This is a genomic window from Lentisphaera profundi (genome assembly GCF_028728065.1).
GTDB classification, from domain to species: Bacteria; Verrucomicrobiota; Lentisphaeria; order Lentisphaerales; family Lentisphaeraceae; genus Lentisphaera; species Lentisphaera profundi.
This window is the reverse complement of the sequence record NZ_CP117811.1, coordinates 2,784,763-2,808,341: the sequence shown is the minus strand read 5'-3', so window position 1 is coordinate 2,808,341 and position 23,579 is coordinate 2,784,763. Positions and strand designations below refer to the sequence as shown.

At 33.8% G+C, this 23,579-nt stretch carries 29 protein-coding genes; 28 read left to right on the top strand and 1 reads right to left on the bottom strand.

Annotated features, from left to right (window positions below):
- The first annotated feature begins 204 nt into the window (after positions 1-204).
- The 12 genes from PQO03_RS11580 to PQO03_RS11525 all read left to right on the top strand — a co-directional run bounded on the left by PQO03_RS11580 (position 205) and on the right by PQO03_RS11525 (position 10,725).
- Positions 205-555, top strand: coding sequence for a hypothetical protein (locus PQO03_RS11580; protein ID WP_274150417.1), 351 nt, complete (start codon positions 205-207; stop codon positions 553-555).
- 447 nt (positions 556-1,002) lie between these two features.
- Positions 1,003-2,172 carry an IS91 family transposase gene (locus tag PQO03_RS11575; RefSeq protein WP_274149230.1) on the top strand — a complete coding sequence of 390 codons (1,170 nt, stop codon included), beginning with the start codon at positions 1,003-1,005 and terminating at the stop codon, positions 2,170-2,172.
- A gap of 571 nt (positions 2,173-2,743) precedes the next feature.
- Positions 2,744-3,376: a hypothetical protein gene (locus tag PQO03_RS11570; RefSeq protein WP_274150416.1), complete on the top strand. Its 633-nt coding sequence runs from the start codon at positions 2,744-2,746 to the stop codon at positions 3,374-3,376.
- A 71-nt stretch (positions 3,377-3,447) separates the two neighbouring features.
- On the top strand, positions 3,448-4,017 hold the full coding sequence (locus PQO03_RS11565) for a hypothetical protein (protein ID WP_274150415.1): 570 nt from the start codon (positions 3,448-3,450) through the stop codon (positions 4,015-4,017).
- 56 nt (positions 4,018-4,073) lie between these two features.
- Entirely contained in the window at positions 4,074-4,676 is a 603-nt protein-coding gene (locus PQO03_RS11560) for a hypothetical protein (RefSeq protein ID WP_274150414.1), read from the top strand.
- A 74-nt stretch (positions 4,677-4,750) separates the two neighbouring features.
- Entirely contained in the window at positions 4,751-5,308 is a 558-nt protein-coding gene (locus tag PQO03_RS11555) for a hypothetical protein (RefSeq protein ID WP_274150413.1), read from the top strand.
- A 152-nt stretch (positions 5,309-5,460) separates the two neighbouring features.
- Positions 5,461-6,630, top strand: coding sequence for an IS91 family transposase (locus tag PQO03_RS11550; protein WP_274149230.1), 1,170 nt, complete (start codon positions 5,461-5,463; stop codon positions 6,628-6,630).
- Positions 6,631-6,959: 329 nt separating this feature from the next.
- On the top strand, positions 6,960-7,253 hold the full coding sequence (locus PQO03_RS11545) for a hypothetical protein (protein ID WP_274150412.1): 294 nt from the start codon (positions 6,960-6,962) through the stop codon (positions 7,251-7,253).
- A 113-nt stretch (positions 7,254-7,366) separates the two neighbouring features.
- A complete protein-coding gene (locus PQO03_RS11540; RefSeq protein WP_274150411.1) occupies positions 7,367-7,942 on the top strand; it encodes a hypothetical protein in 576 nt (191 codons plus the stop codon).
- A 163-nt stretch (positions 7,943-8,105) separates the two neighbouring features.
- Positions 8,106-9,275, top strand: a complete 1,170-nt coding sequence (locus tag PQO03_RS11535; RefSeq protein WP_274149230.1) for an IS91 family transposase — start codon at positions 8,106-8,108, stop codon at positions 9,273-9,275.
- A gap of 621 nt (positions 9,276-9,896) precedes the next feature.
- Positions 9,897-10,172, top strand: a complete 276-nt coding sequence (locus tag PQO03_RS11530) for a hypothetical protein (protein ID WP_274150410.1) — start codon at positions 9,897-9,899, stop codon at positions 10,170-10,172.
- 211 nt (positions 10,173-10,383) lie between these two features.
- Positions 10,384-10,725 carry a hypothetical protein gene (locus PQO03_RS11525; RefSeq protein ID WP_274150409.1) on the top strand — a complete coding sequence of 114 codons (342 nt, stop codon included), beginning with the start codon at positions 10,384-10,386 and terminating at the stop codon, positions 10,723-10,725.
- A gap of 446 nt (positions 10,726-11,171) precedes the next feature.
- Here the strand turns inward: PQO03_RS11525 and PQO03_RS11520 are convergent, their stop codons facing one another.
- Positions 11,172-12,164: an IS30 family transposase gene (locus tag PQO03_RS11520; protein ID WP_274148572.1), complete on the bottom strand. Its 993-nt coding sequence runs from the start codon at positions 12,162-12,164 to the stop codon at positions 11,172-11,174.
- A gap of 97 nt (positions 12,165-12,261) precedes the next feature.
- Between PQO03_RS11520 and PQO03_RS11515 the strand changes: the two genes are divergently transcribed.
- From PQO03_RS11515 to PQO03_RS11445, 16 genes are all read left to right on the top strand, one after another.
- The gene (locus PQO03_RS11515) at positions 12,262-12,648 is read left to right on the top strand and encodes a DUF6985 domain-containing protein (protein ID WP_274150408.1); all 387 of its coding nucleotides are present in this window, start codon (positions 12,262-12,264) and stop codon (positions 12,646-12,648) included.
- A 358-nt stretch (positions 12,649-13,006) separates the two neighbouring features.
- Entirely contained in the window at positions 13,007-13,999 is a 993-nt protein-coding gene (locus PQO03_RS11510; protein ID WP_274148572.1) for an IS30 family transposase, read from the top strand.
- A gap of 144 nt (positions 14,000-14,143) precedes the next feature.
- Positions 14,144-14,491, top strand: a complete 348-nt coding sequence (locus PQO03_RS11505; RefSeq protein WP_274150407.1) for a hypothetical protein — start codon at positions 14,144-14,146, stop codon at positions 14,489-14,491.
- A 118-nt stretch (positions 14,492-14,609) separates the two neighbouring features.
- A complete protein-coding gene (locus PQO03_RS11500; RefSeq protein ID WP_274150406.1) occupies positions 14,610-15,167 on the top strand; it encodes a hypothetical protein in 558 nt (185 codons plus the stop codon).
- A gap of 72 nt (positions 15,168-15,239) precedes the next feature.
- Positions 15,240-15,818: a hypothetical protein gene (locus tag PQO03_RS11495; RefSeq protein ID WP_274150405.1), complete on the top strand. Its 579-nt coding sequence runs from the start codon at positions 15,240-15,242 to the stop codon at positions 15,816-15,818.
- A gap of 62 nt (positions 15,819-15,880) precedes the next feature.
- The gene (locus PQO03_RS11490; protein ID WP_274150404.1) at positions 15,881-16,591 is read left to right on the top strand and encodes a hypothetical protein; all 711 of its coding nucleotides are present in this window, start codon (positions 15,881-15,883) and stop codon (positions 16,589-16,591) included.
- A gap of 46 nt (positions 16,592-16,637) precedes the next feature.
- A complete protein-coding gene (locus tag PQO03_RS11485; RefSeq protein WP_274150403.1) occupies positions 16,638-17,036 on the top strand; it encodes an acyl carrier protein in 399 nt (132 codons plus the stop codon).
- Between the two features lie 58 nt (positions 17,037-17,094).
- Positions 17,095-17,433: a hypothetical protein gene (locus PQO03_RS11480; protein ID WP_274150402.1), complete on the top strand. Its 339-nt coding sequence runs from the start codon at positions 17,095-17,097 to the stop codon at positions 17,431-17,433.
- Between the two features lie 88 nt (positions 17,434-17,521).
- Positions 17,522-17,788: a DUF3634 family protein gene (locus PQO03_RS22125; RefSeq protein ID WP_420792839.1), complete on the top strand. Its 267-nt coding sequence runs from the start codon at positions 17,522-17,524 to the stop codon at positions 17,786-17,788.
- Positions 17,789-17,811: 23 nt separating this feature from the next.
- Positions 17,812-18,072, top strand: coding sequence for an acyl carrier protein (locus PQO03_RS11475; RefSeq protein ID WP_274150401.1), 261 nt, complete (start codon positions 17,812-17,814; stop codon positions 18,070-18,072).
- Positions 18,073-19,039: 967 nt separating this feature from the next.
- Entirely contained in the window at positions 19,040-19,399 is a 360-nt protein-coding gene (locus PQO03_RS11470; RefSeq protein WP_274150400.1) for a hypothetical protein, read from the top strand.
- Between the two features lie 751 nt (positions 19,400-20,150).
- Entirely contained in the window at positions 20,151-20,522 is a 372-nt protein-coding gene (locus tag PQO03_RS11465; protein WP_274150399.1) for a hypothetical protein, read from the top strand.
- A gap of 150 nt (positions 20,523-20,672) precedes the next feature.
- Positions 20,673-20,924 carry a type II toxin-antitoxin system Phd/YefM family antitoxin gene (locus PQO03_RS11460; protein WP_274150398.1) on the top strand — a complete coding sequence of 84 codons (252 nt, stop codon included), beginning with the start codon at positions 20,673-20,675 and terminating at the stop codon, positions 20,922-20,924.
- A complete protein-coding gene (locus PQO03_RS11455; protein ID WP_274150397.1) occupies positions 20,921-21,175 on the top strand; it encodes a Txe/YoeB family addiction module toxin in 255 nt (84 codons plus the stop codon). The genes PQO03_RS11460 and PQO03_RS11455 overlap by 4 nt, the downstream gene beginning before the upstream one ends.
- A gap of 156 nt (positions 21,176-21,331) precedes the next feature.
- On the top strand, positions 21,332-22,501 hold the full coding sequence (locus tag PQO03_RS11450; protein WP_274149230.1) for an IS91 family transposase: 1,170 nt from the start codon (positions 21,332-21,334) through the stop codon (positions 22,499-22,501).
- Between the two features lie 483 nt (positions 22,502-22,984).
- Entirely contained in the window at positions 22,985-23,509 is a 525-nt protein-coding gene (locus tag PQO03_RS11445; RefSeq protein WP_274150396.1) for a hypothetical protein, read from the top strand.
- Positions 23,510-23,579 lie beyond the last annotated feature (70 nt).

Here is a 23,579-nt window from a genome sequence, read left to right as displayed (position 1 = left end):
ATCCCGACTTATGCGTACTACACATAACACCCGTATTCCCGAGTTATCTGTACTATTACTACTTCCTACAACTCTATCACTAAACACTTTTTTAATACAAAAACTAAAAACCTACTACAACTTCAACAACGCACGTACTATTGTCAATCAACCAAAAATCCGACAAACTCGTACTACGCATAAAACCATGTTAGTTTAATAAAAATGAAAATAAATAGAAAACCAGTTAATGCTCGTCTTGGAGACAAAGACTTATTCTACGCACCCAGTGGAAAATTTGTTATTTATGAATACACTGCAGAAATGATGGGAGAACCCGACCTCACTCCCAAAGAATATATTTTTGACACATATGAAGAATCTATATATTTCATTGAAATCGAATGTAAAGGGAATTTCTGTAATCATATTGTTTTAGATGATGAACAAGAAGTTATACAATTCCCAGAAGATTGGATAAACCTGAAAAAATTATATTACCCGTATAGAGAGATTAAAAAGAAGTACTCATTTTTATCTCAAATAAAAGCAAAATGGAATACGAAAAAAAACTAACCATGAGCTGCAGTGAAGATTTTCGCTTAGGCTCAAATCTCACTAATCTCGGTCGTTATACAGAACATAAAAAATGAATATAAATCAATTAGATAATCAGTAAAAGAACGTGATAAAATGTTTGATATATTAGACTTCCTATACGCTTTAGAATGGATAATGCGTATATGTATGTTCTTCCTAAAGTTAATTGTTTATCCCGTAGCATGGTTGTTAGGTCAAAAACCTAAATGGAGTACTATGTTTGATCTATCATTTGAATTTGAAAGAAAAAAATGAGAAACAATCAATGTATAACCATGAGCTGCAGTGAAGATTTTCGCTTAGGCTCAAATCTCACTAATCTCGGTCGTTGTACTAAAATAATGGAAAAAATGAACCTAATTTAAACACTAATTTGACATATAAAGATTGATGTTATTTCTTATCTATACAGAGGTAAGAAAGATGGAAACGAGAACAGAACATAGTGTGGGAGAAATCTTCAGACGTTTTGGTCAAACTTATGAAGGCAATCATTCTTTATTAAAAGAACAACGAAAAACACTACAAGATATAGCTATGTGCCGGACAGCCTATCTTGGAGGACATAATGAAGTATGTTGTAAATGCGGAAGTGAACGACCCGTCTATAATTCATGCGGGAATACCAATTGTCCAATGTGTCAGGGAATACGTCGAAGAAGATGGTTAAATGAACGACTCGATGAATTACTCCCTGTATCTTATTTTCACAGCATTTTCACTCTGCCCCATGAACTGAATCCTATCGCAAGATTTAACCAACGAGAAATTTATAATTTACTGTTCAGAACTGCTGCAGATAGCTTACTTCACCTGAGTAAAAAATATCATGATTCAATACCTGTAATTATAGCGACACTTCATACCTGGGGCCAAGATTTATGCCTCCATCCTCACGTACATATATTGGTCACAAGTGGAGGAATGAAAAAAGATGGAACATGGAAAGCAGGAAGAGAAGATTATTTATTTGACATTTTTGAAGCCTCCGCAGAATTCAAAAAACGATTTCTCCGAAAACTCAAGAGTCTCTATAAACATAAGAAGTTAGTTAACACACAAGATTTCACTGAAATATATAAAATCATCGAAGGAAAATCTTGGGTCGTCAATATCCAAAAACCATTCTCAGGAGCTGAAGTAGTGGTCGAGTACTTGAGTCGTTATGTTTATCGAAGTGCAATAGCGAACAGTAGAATTACGGCAGTTGAAAATTCATTCATAAGTTTTGATATCAAAGATTATAAAGATTTGGACGAGAAAGGAATTGCTCGACATAAAGATATCAGAATGAAACCCCAGGAATTCATCAGAAGATTTATGCAGCATGTACTTCCTAAAGGATTTCGGAGATCAAGATTTTATGGCCTTTTTGCAGGAGCTCAACGAACTACCAGTAAGGAATACTGTAAGATACTCTTTGCTGAACTACTAAAAGAATTCAAAGCTAACGAAAGATTCAAAGATGAAGCTTGGCAACCCAAAGTCTGTGATTGCTGTGGTAATAGTGATTTTAAACGTGGAAATGACCTTCAAAATGAAAGACCTCCACCAATACTCTTTCATTATAGAAGGGGGAAATTACATGCATAAGAGTCCAATCAGAGCGTTCAGGCTCCCTGACAAAAAGCACTTATATCAAAAGTGGCTATTTAGCTCTTTTTATAAGACAACAAGCACTCAAATCCATAGAAATGTAAGACTACTGCTTCTCAAAACTTTTGAACTCTATAAAAAGCGCCTAATCACGGTGACTACATCGCTAATGTTACCTTGTTTAACAAGACAAAAACACTTAGTTTAGCACCATAGAAAATATGGACCCATCAATAATTGAAACCAAGTACAACCAATCGTTGGAACTGATCTTCTCGCTTAGGCTCGAACACAGCTCAACTCGAACGTTCTGTAGGAATAAATAATAATGGAAGAAACGACGATCCAATAAATCGCGGATGCACGAATTTAATCTTATCGGAACCTAGAGATTCTAGAGCAAAAGTAGAATCCTCAATTTAGAATTATGCGAAGTCAGCAATAGTCTTATAGAAATAAAAAAATGAAAAGAAACAAATACAGAACCATGAGCTGCAGTGAAGATTCTCGCTTAGGCTCAAATCTCACTAATCTCGGTCGTTAGCTCAAATAATAAAAGGAATCAACAATGATATGGATCATACTATTTATAGTTCTATTACTTATTGGCCCGCCAATTACAGCTTATAAAGAACTTAATAAAAATATTTCAGTCGATAATTTCATTAACGAAATAAAATATGACGAATTACCTAAAAATATACAAAAAGATATTACTAAATTCAACGCATTAATACCTGACGAATTCAAGATGGAGATTCTATGGAAAAAACAATTGGCAACAATGGTTCTATGGAGAAATAAAAGCCAAGTTATACTTTACACGCTACCTGATAATTCCATTACAATTGAAACAGAACTTTCCAATAGTTATTCTTTAACAACTTACAACAATCAGGCATCTACAAATACTCCTATGCCTGAAAACTATTTTCGAGAAGTTTATCCAAAAATACCGTTAAAAGAACTTATCGAGAAACATAAAAACTCTCTAGACTGTATTAAGACAAAGAAGGAGATTTTTCCACTTGATGACACTTCTGAACAAAACATAAAGTTAAATTTATTTAAAGGTTCTTTACAAATACATAAATATGTTAAATCGATCCCTCTTTATCCATTAAAAGCAATTCTTTGGTTTTATTATTACCCATTTTTCAACAGGTATCCCTCAATAGAAAGTCAATTAAACAAGAGCTAACCATGAGCTGCAGTGAAGATTCTCGCTTAGGCTCAAATCTCACTAATCTCGGTCGTTATGGAGGAATAATAATGAACAGGAAATTTAATATATTTTATACAGTACTGTTGGTATCTCTCTCAACATTTGGAGGAGTAATCAAATGGACTAACGAAAGTTTAAACAGCGTTGCGTCAAATTCTACTGACATTTTTTTAGGTAAGGTGATTGAATATAAAGAACAATATCTAATAGACAACAAAGAAATCACAAAAGAAAAAGCTGATAGTTTCTATGATTTCAAAGAAGAATATCACGATAAATCATCTAAAGAAACGAAAGGATCGCAGCCTCCTGAACCCCCTGGACCTCGAGAAGACCCACCTTTAATTACAGTCCTTATCACAGCTAAAGTTAATGTCACTGAAAACTTAAAAGGCTCTATATTGAAGGACAGAATACTTCAATATACGTGCAAGAGTTATTATAAACATCATTCGGGATGCCCAGACCCGAAAATCGCACTTGCGGTAAACAAAAAAGAAGCAATTTGGTATAAAAGCAATAAACTAAATGAATTACATTCCATAGATATAGCGCATTTAGAAACATTGAAAACACTAATAAAAGAAACGAAAAACCATAACCATGAGCTGCAGTGAAGATTTTCGCTTAGGCTCAAATCTCACTAATCTCGGTCGTTCTATAAGGAAAAAAAATGAAGATTTTAATTCTAAATCTATTACTCTTAGCTAACATCTTAATAGCTAGCCCCACTAAATGGAGCGAAAAAGAGCAACTTACGAAATTTGAGAATTCTGACAAAGTCTTTGTTGGATTTGTTGAAAAAATAGTTTTTTTCTCTAATGAAGGTAAAATGCTTACTGGAGAAGAAATACGATTTCATTTAGCTATGCAGAACTATCTTCACTATGTCGCAACTTTTAAGGAAATTCACACTGGCGACATAGACTTAATGCCTGATGATAAAAAACTAAAAGAAAAATTAAATATCGTATTAAACGAAACTAAAAAAGAAAGAGAATCTTTAATCAATTATTATGAGAAAAAACTTAATGACTATCCATGGCTTCAAGGCAAAGTCACTGCAAAAGTGAGACTAGAAGAATTTTATAAAGGTAAGAAGTCATCTGAAGAATACATCCATATCACATTCGAATTCACACAACACACAATGTGTCCTCATTTAATTCAAGAAACCGTAGGCGGTGGTCGCTGGGTGTGGTATAAATTAAAAAATAAATATGAAGTTCAAAAGTTTGATCATAATGAACATAAAAAAAGAAATAGCAAAATATAGAACCATGAGCTGCAGTGAAGATTTTCGCTTAGGCTCAAATCTCACTAATCTCGGTCGTTCTACATAAATAAAACATGAAAAATTTAATAAGACTTATATTATCAGTTATTTTTGTCAATTCATTGACTTCAGATGAACAAAAGAAGTGTCAATTTCATGAAGTTCTTCTAATGAAAAATATGTATAAAGAGAGATATAACGGTGACAATGTAGAGTTAATTGCTGAACAAGTTTTAACAGAAGAAATATATGATTACTTTATCCCCAAAAAATATCTAAAGAGTAATCCACATTCAAAGTATTTCATGTACGAGACAACACCTCCAGGGTTAGAGTGTAAAACGTGTACTAAAAACATTAAAACAATTATTGATCAATATGCTAAAAAAAAGATATGTATTACACACGACACAAAGATGAAAAAACAAAAATTTTATCATTATGAATCTTCTTTGAATGTACATTATGTTTTTGACCCAAAACGAAACAAATATCCGAATTTATCACCTGTAGGACAATACTTTAAAGGTCCATTATCTGAAGAACAAAAAAAGAATCCGCACTGTAAAAAGATAGAATTTTTTATATGCGAAACATGTGATAAAGAATATATAAAAGAAATAAAAAAGTAGAACCATGAGCTGCAGAGGAATTTCTTCGCTTCGCTCAGAAATCCCTGATCTCGGTCGTTGTACTAAAATAATGGAAAAAATGAACCTAATTTAAACACTAATTTGACATATAAAGATTGATGTTATTTCTTATCTATACAGAGGTAAGAAAGATGGAAACGAGAACAGAACATAGTGTGGGAGAAATCTTCAGACGTTTTGGTCAAACTTATGAAGGCAATCATTCTTTATTAAAAGAACAACGAAAAACACTACAAGATATAGCTATGTGCCGGACAGCCTATCTTGGAGGACATAATGAAGTATGTTGTAAATGCGGAAGTGAACGACCCGTCTATAATTCATGCGGGAATACCAATTGTCCAATGTGTCAGGGAATACGTCGAAGAAGATGGTTAAATGAACGACTCGATGAATTACTCCCTGTATCTTATTTTCACAGCATTTTCACTCTGCCCCATGAACTGAATCCTATCGCAAGATTTAACCAACGAGAAATTTATAATTTACTGTTCAGAACTGCTGCAGATAGCTTACTTCACCTGAGTAAAAAATATCATGATTCAATACCTGTAATTATAGCGACACTTCATACCTGGGGCCAAGATTTATGCCTCCATCCTCACGTACATATATTGGTCACAAGTGGAGGAATGAAAAAAGATGGAACATGGAAAGCAGGAAGAGAAGATTATTTATTTGACATTTTTGAAGCCTCCGCAGAATTCAAAAAACGATTTCTCCGAAAACTCAAGAGTCTCTATAAACATAAGAAGTTAGTTAACACACAAGATTTCACTGAAATATATAAAATCATCGAAGGAAAATCTTGGGTCGTCAATATCCAAAAACCATTCTCAGGAGCTGAAGTAGTGGTCGAGTACTTGAGTCGTTATGTTTATCGAAGTGCAATAGCGAACAGTAGAATTACGGCAGTTGAAAATTCATTCATAAGTTTTGATATCAAAGATTATAAAGATTTGGACGAGAAAGGAATTGCTCGACATAAAGATATCAGAATGAAACCCCAGGAATTCATCAGAAGATTTATGCAGCATGTACTTCCTAAAGGATTTCGGAGATCAAGATTTTATGGCCTTTTTGCAGGAGCTCAACGAACTACCAGTAAGGAATACTGTAAGATACTCTTTGCTGAACTACTAAAAGAATTCAAAGCTAACGAAAGATTCAAAGATGAAGCTTGGCAACCCAAAGTCTGTGATTGCTGTGGTAATAGTGATTTTAAACGTGGAAATGACCTTCAAAATGAAAGACCTCCACCAATACTCTTTCATTATAGAAGGGGGAAATTACATGCATAAGAGTCCAATCAGAGCGTTCAGGCTCCCTGACAAAAAGCACTTATATCAAAAGTGGCTATTTAGCTCTTTTTATAAGACAACAAGCACTCAAATCCATAGAAATGTAAGACTACTGCTTCTCAAAACTTTTGAACTCTATAAAAAGCGCCTAATCACGGTGACTACATCGCTAATGTTACCTTGTTTAACAAGACAAAAACACTTAGTTTAGCACCATAGAAAATATGGACCCATCAATAATTGAAACCAAGTACAACCAATCGTTGGAACTGATCTTCTCGCTTAGGCTCGAACACAGCTCAACTCGAACGTTAGGTGAGAATAAAATAATGAGACTTACTCCAATACAAATAGCTTTACATTTCTTGTGTGGATCTACACCAGGCATGTTCGAAATTAAAGTAAAATCGATGTCTTTAGCACAAATTATCACAGAAGGTCGTGAAGAGCTAATTAAAATTACTGGTCAAGATTTTGAATATAATTTAATTGCTTGGCATGAATACCTCCTTAATCATAAGGAAGTTGGATATCCATACGACTCATCAGATGGTATTCCCAAATTAATCACGAGTACTTTGGAGTCAGATAATTGGAAAAATGCAGTGGCAACTCTTTTATAAAAACTAGATAATGTCAGAATTAAAAAAACACCTAACCAGGAGCTGCAGAGGAATTTCTTCGCTTCGCTCGAAATCCCTAATCTCGGTCGTTAGATAAGGAAAATAAATTACAAATGAAATACATCATACAAATAATCATTACTCTCTTATTTATTGGATGCAGTCATCCAAACTATGAATTCTCAGGCATGTCAAATGAACCAGGTGAGAGTTCAATGTACATGCGAGGAGAAATGAAATGGGATAGTGGTACTGAAAAATATGTTAGGAATGGAGAATGGCTACAAATATGTGTTGCTTATGAAGAACTTTTAGAACCTGTATATATATACACTTATAATCAAGGGAAAGAGACTGGATATTTTTATAGTAAAGAAGGTTTTGGTAATTTAAAAGATGGGATGCATGAAGGTTTACAAGCTAGTGTATACGACGGGGATGTTCACTTAGTTAATTTAATAACCAATAAGAAAAGAATTGGTTCTGTTTCTAGACGTAAATTCACAGACTTAGATGAGTATTATAAAGAACTAGGTAAAGCCTTAGAGAATTACATCTTAGCAAAGCATCATAATAATGTACAATTAATTGATCAAACACTTACTGATCAAGAAAAAGAAAACTTAAAACCTTTTTCATGGTATGAACAGAAAGTAGACGAAGAACGATCTATAAATCAAAAGAAATAAAAGATAATATCTAACCATGAGCTGCAGAGGAATTTCTTCGCTTCGCTCGAAATCCCTAATCTCGGTCGTTGTACTAAAATAATGGAAAAAATGAACCTAATTTAAACACTAATTTGACATATAAAGATTGATGTTATTTCTTATCTATACAGAGGTAAGAAAGATGGAAACGAGAACAGAACATAGTGTGGGAGAAATCTTCAGACGTTTTGGTCAAACTTATGAAGGCAATCATTCTTTATTAAAAGAACAACGAAAAACACTACAAGATATAGCTATGTGCCGGACAGCCTATCTTGGAGGACATAATGAAGTATGTTGTAAATGCGGAAGTGAACGACCCGTCTATAATTCATGCGGGAATACCAATTGTCCAATGTGTCAGGGAATACGTCGAAGAAGATGGTTAAATGAACGACTCGATGAATTACTCCCTGTATCTTATTTTCACAGCATTTTCACTCTGCCCCATGAACTGAATCCTATCGCAAGATTTAACCAACGAGAAATTTATAATTTACTGTTCAGAACTGCTGCAGATAGCTTACTTCACCTGAGTAAAAAATATCATGATTCAATACCTGTAATTATAGCGACACTTCATACCTGGGGCCAAGATTTATGCCTCCATCCTCACGTACATATATTGGTCACAAGTGGAGGAATGAAAAAAGATGGAACATGGAAAGCAGGAAGAGAAGATTATTTATTTGACATTTTTGAAGCCTCCGCAGAATTCAAAAAACGATTTCTCCGAAAACTCAAGAGTCTCTATAAACATAAGAAGTTAGTTAACACACAAGATTTCACTGAAATATATAAAATCATCGAAGGAAAATCTTGGGTCGTCAATATCCAAAAACCATTCTCAGGAGCTGAAGTAGTGGTCGAGTACTTGAGTCGTTATGTTTATCGAAGTGCAATAGCGAACAGTAGAATTACGGCAGTTGAAAATTCATTCATAAGTTTTGATATCAAAGATTATAAAGATTTGGACGAGAAAGGAATTGCTCGACATAAAGATATCAGAATGAAACCCCAGGAATTCATCAGAAGATTTATGCAGCATGTACTTCCTAAAGGATTTCGGAGATCAAGATTTTATGGCCTTTTTGCAGGAGCTCAACGAACTACCAGTAAGGAATACTGTAAGATACTCTTTGCTGAACTACTAAAAGAATTCAAAGCTAACGAAAGATTCAAAGATGAAGCTTGGCAACCCAAAGTCTGTGATTGCTGTGGTAATAGTGATTTTAAACGTGGAAATGACCTTCAAAATGAAAGACCTCCACCAATACTCTTTCATTATAGAAGGGGGAAATTACATGCATAAGAGTCCAATCAGAGCGTTCAGGCTCCCTGACAAAAAGCACTTATATCAAAAGTGGCTATTTAGCTCTTTTTATAAGACAACAAGCACTCAAATCCATAGAAATGTAAGACTACTGCTTCTCAAAACTTTTGAACTCTATAAAAAGCGCCTAATCACGGTGACTACATCGCTAATGTTACCTTGTTTAACAAGACAAAAACACTTAGTTTAGCACCATAGAAAATATGGACCCATCAATAATTGAAACCAAGTACAACCAATCGTTGGAACTGATCTTCTCGCTTAGGCTCGAACACAGCTCAACTCGAACGTTAGGTAAGAAAAAATTAATCATATAAAAGCCAATTTAAATCATGTAAAAATAGATCTGAAGATTGATGAAATATGGATTAGAAAATACCCTATTCTAAATCTGAAAGAACAATGTAAAGATGCAGCTGACTACACGATGAAATCAGATTTTGGCAGCTGATCAACGAATGAATAATCTGACAAAGACAAACCAAATACGAAGTTAAACTACAATATTCAAGATCAAAAAAAACAATACCTAACCATGAGCTGCAGAGGAATTTCTTCGCTTCGCTCGAAATCCCTAATCTCGGTCGTTAGGAAGTGAAAATGAAAATGAAAAAAAACGAATTCATACAACGAATAACATCATGGTTTTATTACATAGGTTTCGCACTTATGATTTTAGTAATAACTACTTTTCTCATAACAGTAATTTATGAATGGTTAGTGCCTCCTACAGACATGCATATCTTAGGATTACTAACTGCCATTTTATTACTTTATGTTGCTCCTATTGCATCCATTCTACTATTGTTTGCAGCATTTGGTAAAATTCACTTATCTTTTATAAAACGAAACAAAGAAAATAACGATAACTCCTAACAAGAAGCCGGAAGGAAGATTTTCGCTAAGGCTCAATCTCCCTCAGCTTAGACGTTCGGTAAGAATAAAAAAATGAAAATTCAATATGATAAAAGTAACTGACAGAATATTTGCAGACCACTACCAATTTTAGATTTTCAATCTTGGATATGATCATTACAATGATGACAAACTATCTTGGATTGATCAAAATAAATTAGCATATGGTTATATGGCGACAGACCAAGCAATCTATGTATCGACAGTTGCAGATTTAAATGACCATAGATTAAGAGTGTACATTGATGAATCACCAGATAAATCATACGAACGCACATTTCAAAAAAATCTAAATATCACATCAGGTACACTCGTTGTATCTGCACCAGCTAATTCTGGCGATGATGATTTAAAAATCAATTTAAATAATGGTGAATATATAATTACAGTTTGTTCTAACTCCATAGGAAAAGATGTTTATACATATGATGAGGATGGAGAAGAAATGGAAGACGAAGAATATTTCCAACATGATGAATATGAATATTACGACGTATATATCAACGCAAAATAAAAAACAGAAACCGAACCATGAGCTGCAGAGGAATTTCTTCGCTTCGCTCGAAATCCCTAATCTCGGTCGTTCTGTAGGAATAATAAAAAAGATTTTTAGGGCAAACGAAGTAGAAAACGAAATACAATTATCAATCTGTATTTAGCCTCTTAAATTACCATGAATTACGAAGCTAACTTGGATCACAAACTCAGACAAATGCGAAGTCAGCAATAGTCCTATAGAAATGAAAAAATTAAAAGAAAATAGAAAATACAGAACCAGAAGCTGGAAGGAAGATTTTCGCTAAGGCTCAAATCTCCCTCAGCTTAGTCGTTAGGCAGAAAGAAATATGAAAATTAAGAAACAAACAGACGATGAAATATCAGGTAGATTTCATTCATCACTATTTGATAAAGAAATGGATTTCATATCAGATGGTTTACCTGATTTAAAATATCCTGAATTCAAGTAGTAAGTGCAACACCTACTGATTTTCTTAAGTTAATTCCAGTTAAATTTTCAAAAACTTCATATGGCGTCTTAAATTTCAGACATTTTCGAGGTCTACTATTAAGTTTATCAACCGCAATAATGACTTCATTTTCACTGATACCATCAAGCGCCATAGACTTAGGAAAGTATTGCCGTAACAATCCATTAGCATTCTCGTTTTGGCCTCGTTCCCATGAGTGATATGGTTTAGCAAAATAACTATTACATTCCAATTCCTTGGAGATAGTCTCATGCTGAGTAAATTCTTTTCCATTATCAAATGTAAGAGTATGAACCAAATCTTTGATCGGTGTTAGCAAAGAGATTATTGCATCTTTCACAAGCGTGGCTTTCTTATGAGACACAGGCAATGCTAGACGCAGTTTTGATTTTCGATCATCCATAGTTACAATGGCTCCTTTATGAGCTTTTCCTATAATAGTATCCATCTCCCAGTCGCCTACACGCTCTCGCTTATTAGCTGCCTCAGGTCGTTCGTCTATATCCACACGATTGGGAATCCCATTACGACTATGCTGGTTGCCATAACGTTTGCGATAAGTTTTATTCTGATGACGTAGAAGCTTATATAGCTCACCTCCTGATTCTTTATCTCTAAGAATATATTGATAAACTGTTTCATGATGAAGTAAGATGGATTGGTCATCTTTTAGTCGACCTACAATTTGTTCGGGGCTCCAATCCTTGAGTAAATGCTCATCTATATAGTCCTTAACTTCTTCAGTTAGTTTAATAGCCTTTGGTTTCACTTTGTGTCTTTCTTGAGCAAAGTCATTGGCTTGCTTGTTTCGATAACCACGGAGACCTTTATTACGTTTAAGTTCTCGTGAAAGTGTGCTTGTACTACGATTTAAGTTTTTTGCTATTTTAGTGATCGATGTGCCTGCCTTTAATTCAATTTCAAGGTAGTGTCTTTCTTCAAGACTCAGATGTTCATATGTCATTTCTGACTCCTCTGTTTTAGGTTTGGTCGCTTATAGCAGAGTACATCTGAGTCTTGTTATTCTCAATAGATGTTTATGCTATAAGCAATTAACAGAAGTGTTGCACTTATTATACGAATGCAGGTATGTAGAAAAGTGTATAAATAGATTTAATAATTTACCTGAATCATTAATCGATAATTTATTTGAATCATCTATAAAATATTCACAAGAATGTCAGGAGTATTGGGCAGATCTAGGAATAGATTTAGATGATGAAGAAATTATCACTAAATCTAATGTAAAAAACAACATCTCTCCTAGCCTATTAATTATCAACGAAAAACCATTAGATGGAGACATAGTTTTATCATTAGAATTAAACTGCTCTTGGGAAGATGAACATGGAATGGAGTGGTTAATAAAAGGCAATAACATTTTATATGTGGGAGCATATGAAGGTATATCAACTCTACACATACCAGAAGAAGGAAATCATGCCTAACCAACGGATCGAACTGATGGTTTAGCTACGCTAAACTCATCAGTCCTCTCTGATCGTTGGTCACAGCTCATCCTCAGCGTTATATTAAAAAAAATTGAGCAATCATGAAAATAATTCTAGTATTACTATTGTTTCTATTAAATGGATGCATCGCTACCCGTTATGTTGACAGCATTGGTGGACGTAAATGGACCGAAACGGTCCCTAATGAAATATATGTAAAAAATGATCAATCCTGCATTCGTATAATAAGTGCAACACTTCTGTTAATTGCTTATAGCATAAACATCTATTGAGAATAACAAGACTCAGATGTACTCTGCTATAAGCGACCAAACCTAAAACAGAGGAGTCAGAAATGACATATGAACATCTGAGTCTTGAAGAAAGACACTACCTTGAAATTGAATTAAAGGCAGGCACATCGATCACTAAAATAGCAAAAAACTTAAATCGTAGTACAAGCACACTTTCACGAGAACTTAAACGTAATAAAGGTCTCCGTGGTTATCGAAACAAGCAAGCCAATGACTTTGCTCAAGAAAGACACAAAGTGAAACCAAAGGCTATTAAACTAACTGAAGAAGTTAAGGACTATATAGATGAGCATTTACTCAAGGATTGGAGCCCCGAACAAATTGTAGGTCGACTAAAAGATGACCAATCCATCTTACTTCATCATGAAACAGTTTATCAATATATTCTTAGAGATAAAGAATCAGGAGGTGAGCTATATAAGCTTCTACGTCATCAGAATAAAACTTATCGCAAACGTTATGGCAACCAGCATAGTCGTAATGGGATTCCCAATCGTGTGGATATAGACGAACGACCTGAGGCAGCTAATAAGCGAGAGCGTGTAGGCGACTGGGAGATGGATACTATTATAGGAAAAGCTCATAAAGGAGCCATTGTAACTATGGATGATCGAAAATCAAAACTGCGTCTAGCATTGCCTGTGTCTCATAAGAAAGCCACGCTTGTGAAAGATGCAATAATCTCTTTGCTAACACCGATCAAAGATTTGGTTCATACTCTTACATTTGATAATGGAAAAGAATTTACTCAGCATGAGACTATCTCCAAGGAATTGGAATGTAATAGTTATTTTGCTAAACCATATCACTCATGGGAACGAGGCCAAAACGAGAATGCTAATGGATTGTTACGGCAATACTTTCCTAAGTCTATGGCGCTTGATGGTATCAGTGAAAATGAAGTCATTATTGCGGTTGATAAACTTAATAGTAGACCTCGAAAATGTCTGAAATTTAAGACGCCATATGAAGTTTTTGAAAATTTAACTGGAATTAACTTAAGAAAATCAGTAGGTGTTGCACTTACTACTTGAATTCAGGAATCTTTAATTATCAATACAACTTCTAAAGAAAATCAGCTTCCAATTGATGATGAAATCATAAATACCCCTAGAACGATTAACTATAGTTTACCATTAAACGAAATAACACAAATGGTGACTAAATACAAAAAGGATATGGCGACTAAAGTTGAAAAGAATAAAATATATTATTCACATCAAAACTTTAAATCCCCTTCGATAATAATTGACCTAAATACTCTTAAGGTTAGTGACATTAAAAATATAGATATAACAAATACCATCACACCGAATTCAACACTTGATATAGAACCAAGGTTTACACGATTTACACATACTATAAATGGTGAAACATGTACTCTGATTTTTGAAAAAGATATAAAAGACAATACATCATCATCAACAAAATGGGTTCGTAATACACTTAAAGTTCCGGCGATAATTATTGATGTTATTACATTTCCAATTGTAATATTTTTTGTAAGTGAAGATGCTTTTCATTAACTACTACAAAGTATGTATATCAACGATCTTAAATAAAACCAAATATAACCATGAGCTGCAGAGGAATTTCTTCGCTTCGCTCGAAATCCCTAATCTCGGTCGTTATGCAGGAATAAAAATGCCCAATAAATCAAAAATATCATCTACTGTTTCAGTTGAAAAATATCGAACTTACGAATCAAATAAAGATACCTTGAAAATATCAGATTTTATTTATGAAAGATTCTACGAAAGGTATATAAACCCATTTAAAGACAATAAAAATAAACATGGTTTTAGCATGTTAGCAATAGCATGCCTTATGATAGAATCTCTTGAAACTTTTAAACAAGGCTGGAAGAATTCCAAAAACCAAAGTAAAAAATCATTCCAATTATTTTTTGATGATTCAATACACCTAGATAATTTAAAAAATATCCCCGATGATTTTTACACGCATATTCGTTGTGGACTTTTACACCAAGCAGAAACAACTGGAGGGTGGCATATTACTCGACAGGAGAAGCAGCTTTATCATTCAGAAAGTAAAACAATAGATGCTTCTTTATTTTTCAAAGCTATTGAAAAAGAGTTTGAGATTTATATTTCCAACCTTAAAAAAAGTGATTGGAACTCAGACATATGGAAGAAAGCACGAAAAAAGTTATCCTATATATGCGAACAAACAAAAGCATAACCATGAGAGGCAGTGAAGGTTTTCGCTTAGGCTCAAACCTCACTAAGCTCGGTCGTTAGATGAAAAAATATAATGAATGAAGAAAAAGACATTAAATTTATAGAAAACCTCATTAAGAATTCTAGTAAACAACCGTTAAAAAGACAGCGTTTAATTAGGAACTTAACAGGTGTTTTTATACTAATCACATTTCCTTTACTGGGTCTCTTTGGATTATATAAATTCAAGAGTAAAAACGAAATCGAATTTAATGAATTATTTGTAAATGAATTTTTCATTATGGGTTTAGTTCTAGCATTGTTTATAATCACACCAATGATAATTCTCATTTTACACCTTTCTGAAAATGGTGATTATGATGATCTAAAAAAGAATGATTTGATTATAAAACTCTATAAAAATTCAAATCTTGAAATTAACCAAGATCAACACAATAGTGAAAAACAGATCGATCCTAAAAAACGTAAATTATTTTTCGTTATATTATTTGGTGGTTTTTCAGTATTTTTTATAGGTGCTTTATCTTCCCAGTTTCTCGTAGATCGAAATAGTGATGTCAGTGACTATATTCTTGCAGGTTCTTGTCTTGTAACATTGATAATGATCACATCAACAACAACTCTTATAATCGATAAAAAAGACGACATCTAACCATGAGATGCAGTTAAGCCTTTCTCTAAGGCTCAAATCTCGGTCGTTATACAGAATAAAAAATGACATTTGAAAAACTCACACAAAACATTGCTACAGGCTTAGTCCACTCCAAGGATTATACTGATTGGGCAGAATCCTTATTATCAGATGGAGAGCAATCAGAAAATATTGCAATATTAGCAAGTCTTGGATTAGATAAACATCCTGATAATTATGATGTCAAATTTTATTTTGAACGCTCCATTAATGATCTTGGTTTATTTATAAAAGACACAGATGAACTTAGAATTGATTGTGCAGAATCATTATGTAATGAGTTGTTACGAAATGAAATTTCATCAGCAACACTCATCAACCAACTCGATAGATTTTTCACGGAAAGTGATTATGAACCTATATTCAGTATTTGGAGTGAACTGAGCGAAGATATATGGCTATTAGATGATTGTGGTCACAGCATATTTAATTCTGAACTAACCACTGATAATAAAGAAGAATATATCAAAAAAATTGCTGAACAATTTATTCAATTAATTCATATAGATTTACCTAAATCATTTTTTAGACAATCTATTTGTAAGTCATGTTGCCATCTAGGAGAAACAACTAGTGTACGAGCAGATAAAAAATGGTTATCAGATAAAATATATCAATTATTTTATAGACAACCAGCCTATTACAAATCAATATGTACACAATGTCAATCCAGTGAGACATTGTCTATGAGCGATTTCAATGGTCGCAAACTATACTTGAAAAATAAATATTAATCATGAGCTACAGTAAAGACCTCAGTCATTCTACAGGAATAAGAAAATGAAAACCATCTTTATAAGATTCATACTAATCATAAATATTTCTCTTTATATTTCCTGTGATAACACAAAAATAAACAGTGGGAAAACCACATTAAATAACTATAAAAATAATCATTCACTTGATAAAAAAATTGCATTTATCATTCAAACAAAACTAAGCTTACCAGGCAATTTTGATCTAGATGCACCTCTTAATAAAACATATGGTGCCGATGATCTTGATATGGTTGAAGTAATTATGGAAATAGAAAATGAATATGAAATAACTATTGACGACAATCAGTTTTTTGGTGAATTCGATAAAACAAAAAAAGAGATGGAAATCAAAGATATTTCAACCAATCAAATTCTTGAAATCGTATCTGACATAATCAAAAAAAACAAAGTATTACCATGAGCGGCAGTGAATATTTTCGCTTAGGCTCAAATCTCCGTCGTTATACTAGATATAAAATATGAATAAAGCAATCGCTCCAATATTATACGGATTTGAATTAGCCTTTTTAGGGTATCTGACTCTAATGGCCTACCTAATTTGTATATGGATGATAGATGATTCACTCGCATTCGAATTAACTACATTAGGATGGATAATTATTGGATTAAAAAGATTAATTATTTGTTTAACAGCAAGTGTCATCATCTCCTTTTTACTTTATCAATTCAATAAAGTTATCTTAAACGAGATTAAAACCGAAACACATAAAAAAATCTGTATTGTATATGCTTCTATTATTTCTATTTCTGCAATAATTGGTAGCATTATCTTCATTATTAAGAAACCGTACATGTAAATCAAAGAAGGGTATAATCATGAGCACAGTGAAGATTTTCGCTTAGGCTCAAATCTCACTAATCTCGGTCGTTCTGCATAAACATAATATGAATAAATTACTCATCAAATTTAGAATTCTCATCTCATACACCACCGTGATTGTTGAAATTGAAAACAATAAATTAAACACGAAAAAAGGCAAAGCAGGAAATAACACTCTCAGAGAATTAAGAGAGGTCATCCAAACAAGTAATGTTAAATATGGATGCATACTTTATTGCAAAAGTAAAAAGAAATTAAAACTTCTCGGTATACCACAGAATATTCACCAAAAATTAAGAAATGTTTGGTATAACAATCATAGAAGCATATAAAAACGAAAAGGCAGAACCAAAAAATGGGATTAGACTCCGTAGAATTCATTCTCCAAGTTGAAGAAGAATTTGACATCATTATCGATGATGGTGATGCGGAGAAATTCAGAATTGTTAAAGATGTTGTAGATTATATTTTAAAGAAAAAGCATCCTCAACAGACAGATGAATTTCATGATGCAGTATTTAAAAAACTAAAAAACATGATTCATAAATTTGTCAGTATTAAAGAAGAAGAAATAAAATTAGAATCGAATTTTATATACGATTTAGACTTCGATTAGAACCCAAATAAAGAAAAAGCAGAACCATGAGCGGCAGTGAAGATTTTCGCTTAGGCTCAAATCTCACTAATCTCGGTCGTTCTGTAGAATAAATTATAGGGTAAGAAACGAGAGTCCAATAAATCGCGGATGCACACATTTAATCTTATCTGAACCTAGAAATTCTAGAGTAAAAGTTGAATCCTCAATTTAGAATTATGCGAAGTCAGCAATAGTCTTATAGAAATGAAAAAATGAAAAGAAACAAATACAGAACCATGAGCTGCAGTGAAGATTTTCGCTTAGGCTCAAATCTCACTAATCTCGGTCGTTCTGTATAATAAATTATAGGGTAAGAAACGAGAGTCCAAAGAATCGCAGATGCACACATTTAATCTTATCTGAACCTAGAAATTCTAGAGCAAAAGTCGAATCCTCAATTTAGAATTATGCGAATTCAGCAATAATCTTATAGAAATAAAAAAATGAAAAGAAACAGAACCATGAGCTGCAGTGAAGATTTTCGCCTAGGCTCAAATCTCACTAATCTCGGTCGTTAGTCAAATAAAAAAATGAAATCGAAAAAACTCATACCATTATCAATTCTAAGTCTCATAGCTGCTATATGCACATTTGGTACGGGAAGAACAATGTTATTCCTTTGGAGTAAAGTCTTAGAAGGTGAGCCTCTTCCAGATATCACGATAGTTGGAACAAAATATGGTTTTATATTACCAATATTATTTTCTATTATTACTCTTATTTCCCATTTTAAATTTGACGACAAAAAGAAAGATTTGATTTATGAAATAATAACAAGTTTAGAGATATTATATTTATCCGTAATTGGGTTCACATATTTCATGCCTCTTACCAAAATCACATGGAGTATGTAGAAATGAACAAAAGACTAACCATGAGCTGCAGTGAAGATTTTCGCTTAGGCTCAAATCTCACTAATCTCGGTCGTTAGTCAATAATAAAAAATATGATCAAAATCTGGAAATATAAAAATAGTGGTAAATCATTCAATGGTTTTCATATGTATGCAAATGAAAAATTCATGAGAGAATTGACCTCTAATAAAACGATAAATATCGAATCTATTACAGATGATGAATTATCCGTACCCAATAATGGCACAGAAATCAGCCGTTATAAATATTTAAATATAGTGCAATCAGAAGATTCAAAGATAAAAATCATAAATGAAACGATTGAAATTCATATCAATGATAAACTCAAAAATGAGTTAACCAAAGCTATAAAAATAATCCAAAATGATATTGGTGACTATTCGATAGAAACGGATGACAATCAAAAAATATGGTTTTGGGGTATAAAATAAAAAACAAGACTAACCATGAGCTGCAGAGGAATTTCTTCGCTTCGCTCGAAATCCCTAATCTCGGTCGTTAGTCAATAATAAAAATGAAATTAAATAAAGACATCTTATACCTAATTCTTATTGTTTTATCATTACCAATAATGAAAGGAATTACGAGCCTAGTACAAAGGTTTTTTGAACTCATCGGATTTAAAAACAATTCTTCTATAGCTTTTATTATTTCTATAATTATATCAATTTTTTTATTCCTAAAATGCATGAAATTAATTGAACGAAAGATAGACAACAAAAAAGAACATTTAGAGTCAAACAACACAAAATCAAACAAAGACTAACCATGAGCTGCAGTGAAGATTCTCGCCAAGGCTCGAATCTCACTAATCTCGGTCGTTAGGTGAACATTAATAATGAATTTTATACTCATCATACCAATTCTATTTATCGGACTACTCATAGTCATGTATTTTTTCAGATCTCTAAAGAGAAGAAAGAATAAAATAGAAAGACAAAAAAGTAAAAATCCCATAAACGAACTAGAAATGAAACTAGTCACTGAGTACAAAAATCAGAATTATATTGAATCTATGGATCTAATCAACAGAATTTTGAAATTAGACATAGATAATGATCTTGCTAAGAAGTTAAAAACGAACATCAGAAAAGAAATAGAAAACACCTAACAAAAAGCCGGAAGGAAGATTTTCGCTAAGGCTCAATCTCCCTCAGCTTAGACGTTAGGTCAGATATTAAAATGAACAATTACATACGATTTGTTGTCGGGACCAATCAAGAGAGTCCAACTATTCAAACTGGCTTAATTACTGAATTAAGGTTTTTGAAAGAAGAGTCTGAACTACATCAATTCGAAATAGATTTTATTGAAGAAACATTTGAATGGTTGAACGATAATTTACCATGTCCCCCATATGAAACACATGAATTAAACAATGATGCAATAAGTTGGTTCAAAGATTCTTCAAAAGTCTTTATTGATAAATTCTGGGAAATTAAATCCTTACTAGAAGACTATGGTAAACATGTTAGAATTCTAACTACAGATGAACCAGGAATTATTTATTATGAAGACGAATTTCAAATTGTATCTGAATCAGAAAACTGGTAAAGACCTAACCATGAGCTGCAGTGAAGATTCTCGCCTAGGCTCAAATCTCACTAATCTCGGTCGTTCGATAGAAAATAAAAATCAATGCACCATTGCTATAAACAACAATTAGGTGTACGTTATCATGTACTTAACTAAGTGGAGTTCAAAATGAATGCAATGACATATACAGAAGCTAGACAAAATCTAGCTAAAACTATGGAGACTGTATGTAACAACCATGATCCAGTAATCATCACTAGCAAAAGAGAAAGATCTGTTGTTATGATTTCTCTCGAAGATTACAGTGCAATGGAAGAAACAAGTTACTTACTGCGTAGTCCTAAAAATGCTAAAAGACTACTTGAATCAATTTATGAAATTGAAAATGGCGGTGGTGTAGAACGAGATTTAATTGAATGAAAATAACATTCTCGACTAAAGCATGGGAAGATTATTTATATTGGCAAAAGCAAGATAAAAAAATCTTAAAACGAATCAATCTTTTGATCAAAGATATTGAACGAAACCCAAATGATGGATTAGGAAAGCCTGAGATTTTGAGAAATACACTATCTGGTTACTGCTCTAGAAGAATTACAGATGAACACAGATTAGTTTATAAAATATTAGACAACAATTTAATTCTAATACAGGCTAGGCATCATTACTAAATCGAACCATGAGCTGCAGAGGAATTTCTTCGCTTCGCTCAGAAATCCCTGATCTCGGTCGTTGTACTAAAATAATGGAAAAAATGAACCTAATTTAAACACTAATTTGACATATAAAGATTGATGTTATTTCTTATCTATACAGAGGTAAGAAAGATGGAAACGAGAACAGAACATAGTGTGGGAGAAATCTTCAGACGTTTTGGTCAAACTTATGAAGGCAATCATTCTTTATTAAAAGAACAACGAAAAACACTACAAGATATAGCTATGTGCCGGACAGCCTATCTTGGAGGACATAATGAAGTATGTTGTAAATGCGGAAGTGAACGACCCGTCTATAATTCATGCGGGAATACCAATTGTCCAATGTGTCAGGGAATACGTCGAAGAAGATGGTTAAATGAACGACTCGATGAATTACTCCCTGTATCTTATTTTCACAGCATTTTCACTCTGCCCCATGAACTGAATCCTATCGCAAGATTTAACCAACGAGAAATTTATAATTTACTGTTCAGAACTGCTGCAGATAGCTTACTTCACCTGAGTAAAAAATATCATGATTCAATACCTGTAATTATAGCGACACTTCATACCTGGGGCCAAGATTTATGCCTCCATCCTCACGTACATATATTGGTCACAAGTGGAGGAATGAAAAAAGATGGAACATGGAAAGCAGGAAGAGAAGATTATTTATTTGACATTTTTGAAGCCTCCGCAGAATTCAAAAAACGATTTCTCCGAAAACTCAAGAGTCTCTATAAACATAAGAAGTTAGTTAACACACAAGATTTCACTGAAATATATAAAATCATCGAAGGAAAATCTTGGGTCGTCAATATCCAAAAACCATTCTCAGGAGCTGAAGTAGTGGTCGAGTACTTGAGTCGTTATGTTTATCGAAGTGCAATAGCGAACAGTAGAATTACGGCAGTTGAAAATTCATTCATAAGTTTTGATATCAAAGATTATAAAGATTTGGACGAGAAAGGAATTGCTCGACATAAAGATATCAGAATGAAACCCCAGGAATTCATCAGAAGATTTATGCAGCATGTACTTCCTAAAGGATTTCGGAGATCAAGATTTTATGGCCTTTTTGCAGGAGCTCAACGAACTACCAGTAAGGAATACTGTAAGATACTCTTTGCTGAACTACTAAAAGAATTCAAAGCTAACGAAAGATTCAAAGATGAAGCTTGGCAACCCAAAGTCTGTGATTGCTGTGGTAATAGTGATTTTAAACGTGGAAATGACCTTCAAAATGAAAGACCTCCACCAATACTCTTTCATTATAGAAGGGGGAAATTACATGCATAAGAGTCCAATCAGAGCGTTCAGGCTCCCTGACAAAAAGCACTTATATCAAAAGTGGCTATTTAGCTCTTTTTATAAGACAACAAGCACTCAAATCCATAGAAATGTAAGACTACTGCTTCTCAAAACTTTTGAACTCTATAAAAAGCGCCTAATCACGGTGACTACATCGCTAATGTTACCTTGTTTAACAAGACAAAAACACTTAGTTTAGCACCATAGAAAATATGGACCCATCAATAATTGAAACCAAGTACAACCAATCGTTGGAACTGATCTTCTCGCTTAGGCTCGAACACAGCTCAACTCGAACGTTGAACTGATCTTCTCGCTTAGGCTCGAACACAGCTCAACTCGAACGTTGGACGAAAATATGCCCACTGTAGACCAAGCGAAGCTTAAATGGGGAAGTCGGAGGGTAAACGTGCTGCAACGATTGGGCTGGCGTGCAGGACTGACCAAGAAAACGAGAAGATTAGATAAAGAATGAAGAATTACCTGAGTAACTTTCTTCTTTTCGGCTCGCTCGTTTTCATTTGCGTGGGGTCACTCATTGCATACATGGTATATGATTTCTTCAATACCGTCTCCGAGGACCAGGAAAAATGGGCGTCGCGAAAAAAGATTGTAGCAACCGGCCAGATTGACCCGCTGGAGGCCAAAGTCGTTCGCAAGCGATATGAGAAAACCAAACGTACCACGGGAATTGGGGTGAAGAAACGAACCAAGATAGACCGTGACTACTGGGTAGATATGGAAGTCGCTACGATCGGTCCTGTTACCAGGGGAGTTACAGGCATCGTCTATGAGAGGATCTCCGAAGGTCAGAGCATCCAGGTATATCCTATCGATGGGGTCTATGTCATACCCGCCTTCGATACTGGCGACGACAAGTCAACACTCTTTAAGTGGATCTTCCTGTGCTTATCGTCGCTACCATTGCTGGCAGGGCTTTTGGGGGTGTGCTTTGCCGTCGGAATGAAGGTACGGCAGCGACCGGCCGGTCCGTGAACGCGAAACAGGTCGCTGGTTGAGGCAAGAATTGTATCCCTGACAAGACGCAAATGACAACACCAACCAT

What these genes read in the sequence shown, in the direction of transcription:
- PQO03_RS11560 (WP_274150414.1), top strand. Translation starts at nt 4,074, where the DNA reads ATGAAGATTTTAATTCTAAATCTATTACTCTTAGCTAACATCTTAATA.
- PQO03_RS11545 (WP_274150412.1), top strand. Translation starts at nt 6,960, where the DNA reads ATGAGACTTACTCCAATACAAATAGCTTTACATTTCTTGTGTGGATCT.
- PQO03_RS11540 (WP_274150411.1), top strand. Translation starts at nt 7,367, where the DNA reads ATGAAATACATCATACAAATAATCATTACTCTCTTATTTATTGGATGC.
- PQO03_RS11575 (WP_274149230.1), top strand. Translation starts at nt 1,003, where the DNA reads ATGGAAACGAGAACAGAACATAGTGTGGGAGAAATCTTCAGACGTTTT.
- PQO03_RS11490 (WP_274150404.1), top strand. Translation starts at nt 15,881, where the DNA reads ATGACATTTGAAAAACTCACACAAAACATTGCTACAGGCTTAGTCCAC.
- PQO03_RS11555 (WP_274150413.1), top strand. Translation starts at nt 4,751, where the DNA reads ATGAAAAATTTAATAAGACTTATATTATCAGTTATTTTTGTCAATTCA.
- PQO03_RS11465 (WP_274150399.1), top strand. Translation starts at nt 20,151, where the DNA reads ATGAACAATTACATACGATTTGTTGTCGGGACCAATCAAGAGAGTCCA.
- PQO03_RS11500 (WP_274150406.1), top strand. Translation starts at nt 14,610, where the DNA reads ATGCCCAATAAATCAAAAATATCATCTACTGTTTCAGTTGAAAAATAT.
- PQO03_RS11530 (WP_274150410.1), top strand. Translation starts at nt 9,897, where the DNA reads ATGAAAATGAAAAAAAACGAATTCATACAACGAATAACATCATGGTTT.
- PQO03_RS11450 (WP_274149230.1), top strand. Translation starts at nt 21,332, where the DNA reads ATGGAAACGAGAACAGAACATAGTGTGGGAGAAATCTTCAGACGTTTT.
- PQO03_RS11480 (WP_274150402.1), top strand. Translation starts at nt 17,095, where the DNA reads ATGAATAAAGCAATCGCTCCAATATTATACGGATTTGAATTAGCCTTT.
- PQO03_RS11505 (WP_274150407.1), top strand. Translation starts at nt 14,144, where the DNA reads ATGGCGACTAAAGTTGAAAAGAATAAAATATATTATTCACATCAAAAC.
- PQO03_RS11580 (WP_274150417.1), top strand. Translation starts at nt 205, where the DNA reads ATGAAAATAAATAGAAAACCAGTTAATGCTCGTCTTGGAGACAAAGAC.
- PQO03_RS11485 (WP_274150403.1), top strand. Translation starts at nt 16,638, where the DNA reads ATGAAAACCATCTTTATAAGATTCATACTAATCATAAATATTTCTCTT.
- PQO03_RS11460 (WP_274150398.1), top strand. Translation starts at nt 20,673, where the DNA reads ATGAATGCAATGACATATACAGAAGCTAGACAAAATCTAGCTAAAACT.
- PQO03_RS11525 (WP_274150409.1), top strand. Translation starts at nt 10,384, where the DNA reads ATGGCGACAGACCAAGCAATCTATGTATCGACAGTTGCAGATTTAAAT.
- PQO03_RS11455 (WP_274150397.1), top strand. Translation starts at nt 20,921, where the DNA reads ATGAAAATAACATTCTCGACTAAAGCATGGGAAGATTATTTATATTGG.
- PQO03_RS22125 (WP_420792839.1), top strand. Translation starts at nt 17,522, where the DNA reads ATGAATAAATTACTCATCAAATTTAGAATTCTCATCTCATACACCACC.
- PQO03_RS11520 (WP_274148572.1), bottom strand. Translation starts at nt 12,164, where the DNA reads ATGACATATGAACATCTGAGTCTTGAAGAAAGACACTACCTTGAAATT.
- PQO03_RS11535 (WP_274149230.1), top strand. Translation starts at nt 8,106, where the DNA reads ATGGAAACGAGAACAGAACATAGTGTGGGAGAAATCTTCAGACGTTTT.
- PQO03_RS11475 (WP_274150401.1), top strand. Translation starts at nt 17,812, where the DNA reads ATGGGATTAGACTCCGTAGAATTCATTCTCCAAGTTGAAGAAGAATTT.
- PQO03_RS11470 (WP_274150400.1), top strand. Translation starts at nt 19,040, where the DNA reads ATGATCAAAATCTGGAAATATAAAAATAGTGGTAAATCATTCAATGGT.
- PQO03_RS11445 (WP_274150396.1), top strand. Translation starts at nt 22,985, where the DNA reads ATGAAGAATTACCTGAGTAACTTTCTTCTTTTCGGCTCGCTCGTTTTC.
- PQO03_RS11570 (WP_274150416.1), top strand. Translation starts at nt 2,744, where the DNA reads ATGATATGGATCATACTATTTATAGTTCTATTACTTATTGGCCCGCCA.
- PQO03_RS11565 (WP_274150415.1), top strand. Translation starts at nt 3,448, where the DNA reads ATGAACAGGAAATTTAATATATTTTATACAGTACTGTTGGTATCTCTC.
- PQO03_RS11495 (WP_274150405.1), top strand. Translation starts at nt 15,240, where the DNA reads ATGAATGAAGAAAAAGACATTAAATTTATAGAAAACCTCATTAAGAAT.
- PQO03_RS11510 (WP_274148572.1), top strand. Translation starts at nt 13,007, where the DNA reads ATGACATATGAACATCTGAGTCTTGAAGAAAGACACTACCTTGAAATT.
- PQO03_RS11550 (WP_274149230.1), top strand. Translation starts at nt 5,461, where the DNA reads ATGGAAACGAGAACAGAACATAGTGTGGGAGAAATCTTCAGACGTTTT.